Origin of the sequence: Phenylobacterium sp., assembly GCF_036963605.1 — a bacterium.
GTDB lineage: Bacteria > Pseudomonadota > Alphaproteobacteria > Caulobacterales > Caulobacteraceae > Phenylobacterium.
Map to the genome: position 1 here is coordinate 1 of NZ_JBALUY010000134.1, position 3,421 is coordinate 3,421.

Annotated in this window: 2 protein-coding genes; one reads left to right on the forward strand and one right to left on the reverse strand. The window is 66.8% G+C overall.

The features are described 5' to 3' along the window. Positions 1-12: 12 nt before the first annotated feature. Positions 13-2,070: a hybrid sensor histidine kinase/response regulator gene (locus V7702_RS16620; protein ID WP_335651189.1), complete on the reverse strand. Its 2,058-nt coding sequence runs from the start codon at positions 2,068-2,070 to the stop codon at positions 13-15. A gap of 197 nt (positions 2,071-2,267) precedes the next feature. On the opposite strand from V7702_RS16620, the gene V7702_RS16625 reads away from it, so the two are divergent. Beyond that, a partial coding sequence (locus V7702_RS16625) for a long-chain fatty acid--CoA ligase (protein WP_335651190.1) occupies positions 2,268-3,421 on the forward strand: 1,154 nt, incomplete at its 3' end.

Consider the following 3,421-nt stretch of genomic DNA (forward strand, 5'->3'; position numbering starts at 1 on the left):
ATCGCCACCGCCTCAGGCGGCGGCGATCCTGACCTTCGTCGTCGACCCCATGACCTGGGCTGCAAGCGCCAACAGGTCGCGGTGCGCTATGGGCTTGGACAACACGGCGTCCATGCCTGCGGCGAAACACTTGTCCTCGATCTCGAGCCCGGTCTGTGCGGTGAGGGCGACAATCGGCGTCTCGGCGTTAAGTGGGCAGCTCGCGCGAATGGCGCTGCATGCGGCCAGTCCATCCATCACCGGCATGTTTACGTCCATCAGGATCAGGTCGAAGGGCTCGGCCATCGCTCGCTCGATGGCGGTCTGGCCGTTGTCTGCCTCGACCGTAGAGATTTCGGGCCCAGCGAGGAAGAGTCGCACCAGTTCCCGATTGACCGGGTGGTCGTCGACGATCAGCACCCGGCCGGTCAGGCCGGGATCTGGACTGGCTTGGGCGGGCGGGGGCGCAGCCGAGGCGACCTCGGGCGGCGCCGAGGCGGCGGGAATCTCCAGCCAGAAGCAGGCGCCGGGCCGATCGTGACTTTCGGCGCCGATCTGCCCGCCCATCAACTCCACCAGTTCGCGGCAGATGGCCAAGCCAAGGCCTGAGCCGCCATGTCGGCGCGTGACACTGGAGTCGCCCTGCGCGAAGCGTTGGAAAAGCCGCTTGCGATGAGCGTCGGGTATGCCAGGCCCGCTGTCGATCACCTCAATGCGCATTCGCTCATCGCCGGCGTCGGCGTCGGCTTCGCTGAGGCGGATACGCACCGCACCCTGTTCGGTGAACTTGACCGCATTGCCAACCAGGTTCAATAGCACCTGGCGCAGGCGCAGACGATCCACCTTACGATCGGGATGCCGAAGCTCGTCGGTGATCTGCAGGGCGACGCCCTTTACCGAGGCCTGGACCGACAGGATGTCACGCACCTCTTGGGCGAGGGCGGGGATATGCGCCGGTTCGATCTCCAATTCGATATGGCCGGCCTCCAATTTGGAAACGTCCAGAATATCGTTGATCAGAGCCAGCAGGGCCTGGCCGGAAGTGGCGATGCGCGCCACGTGGTCGGTCGCCGCCTGCGGCATGTTCGGCGTCTGGGTCAGCAGGGCGGTGAAGCCCAGGATACTGGTTAGCGGCGTGCGCAGTTCATGGCTCATATTGGCCAGGAAGGCGGCCTTCGCCTCCACCGCCGCCTCCAGTCGCTTCTGAAGGGCGAGTTGAGCGGTGACGTCGCGGTAGACGCTCACCACCTCGGTGACCCGTCCCTCCATGTCCCGCACCAGACTTGAGGCGCCTTCCAGCCAAACGGTGTCCCCCGACCGGCTGAGCACGGGATAGGGAGACTGCATCACCTCGTCGGCCGGCGGGGCGTCGAACAGGCGGTCGAGCGCCCGCATTACAGCCTCCCGCGCCGTGGGCAGGACGAAATCCGTCAGGCTGCGCCCGACCACCTCGTCCGGGGCGTAGCCGAGCGCGCGGGTCGATGGCGATGCATAGGAGATCTGTCCGCTGCGCCCGACACGAACCAGAATGTCATGGCAGTGGTCGGAGAGCATCCGATAGCTCGCCTCGCTGTGGATGAGGCGGGCCTCGGTCTCGCGGTGAAGGGTCAATTCCCGCCGCAGGCGCAGAGCGTCCTCCACGGCGTCGGCGAGGGTGCGCAACTGCTGGCGCTGAGCGGCGGACATCGGCTGGCGCGGTGCGGTGTCCAAGATGCAGAGGGCGCCGATCGCTTCGCCTTCCGGGGCATGGATCACCGCCCCGGCATAGTAGCGCAACCCCATCTCGCCCGTGACCAGTGGATTGGTCGCCAACCCCGCGTGCCTTCGAACGTCCGCCACCTCGAACACCGCTTCACCCGCCGTCAAGGCGTGGGCGCAGAAGGACAAGGCGATGTCGGTGTGCGTCAGGTTAAGTCCCACCTGCGCCTTGAACCACTGTCTGTCCGCGTCGAGCAGAGTGAAGGCGCAGATCGGTGCGGCGAAAATCTGGGCTGTAAGCCCCACCAGGGAATCAAACGCCCCATCGGGCGCCGAATCGAGGATAGCCATCCGTTCCAGGGCGGCGAGACGGGCGGCGGTGGCGGGGTCCATGGAAAACGCTCCCAGATACTAGCCGCCTACGTTGGCGAAGCGTCCTTAAGGGCCTCTTGCAGACCCCTGCGGCCCGCCGCCGCAGCCCCGGCCTGATCGCCACGAACACATGTTTGCCTCCAGCCCCAGGTTATGCTTGTTCACTCACGACGACGCGGGGCCTGTGTGAGCCCTGCGCAAGCATTAGGAGAACGTCCATGACCGAGGCCGCCCTGCCTCCTGGCTGGCCAGCCATGTCCATCGCCGACGCTCACGCCCTCCTGGGCGCGCCGGGCTCCCCGCTGGAGATCGAAGAGGTCACCGTGCGCGGCGTGACCATGAAGGCGTGGAAGAACTCGCCGCCGTCCCTGCGGTCGGTCGTGGAGGCCGGCCGCGCCCATGGCGAACGAATCTTCCTGGTCTATGAGGACGAGCGCGTCTCCTTCGAGGCCTTCCACCGCGCCGTGGCGACGCTCGCCAAGGAATTCGCCAGCCAGGGCGTGACCAAGGGCGACCGGGTCGCCATTGTTATGCGTAACCTGCCTGAATGGGTGGTGGCCTTTTATGCCGGCGCCTCGCTGGGCGCCATCGTCACCCCGCTCAACGCCTGGTGGACCGGACCGGAGCTGGAGTACGGCCTGACTGATTCCGGCGCCAAGATCGTGGTGCTGGACGCCGAGCGCTATGAGCGCCTGACCGAGCATCTGCCCAATTGCAAGGACCTCGTCCGGGTCTATGTCTCGCGGGAAAGCGACGAGATCGCCCATCCTGAAGTGACCAAGCTTGAGGATGTCCTGGGCGGCGCCAACAGCTGGGGGGATCTACCCGACCTGCCGCTGCCGGACGTCGAGATCGACCAGGATGACGACGCCACCATCTTCTACACCTCGGGCACCACGGGTAAGCCCAAGGGCGCGCTCGGCACCCATCGCGGCGTGAACTCCAACATCCTGACGGCCGGCGCCGCCGGCGCGCGGCGCTTCCTGAGGCGCGGCGAAATGCCCCCGGCGCCTGATCCGGACGGCCCGCAACGCTCGTCGCTGATCTCGGTGCCGTTCTTCCACGTCACCGGCTGTTTCGCGGTGCTGAACCCCAGCCTGTTCGGCGGCGCCAAGCTGGTGATGATGCACAAGTGGGACGCGGTGCGGGCCTTCGAGCTGATCGAGCGCGAGAAGATCCAATCGGCGGGCGGCGTGCCGACCATCGCCTGGCAGCTGATCGAGCATCCGGCCCGGGCGAATTACGACCTCTCGTCGCTGGAGTCCGTGGCCTATGGCGGCGCGCCTTCGGCGCCGGAGCTGGTTCGCCGCCTGTCCGAGACCTTCCCCAAGTCGCAGCCCGGCCAGGGCTGGGGCATGACCGAGACCTGCGC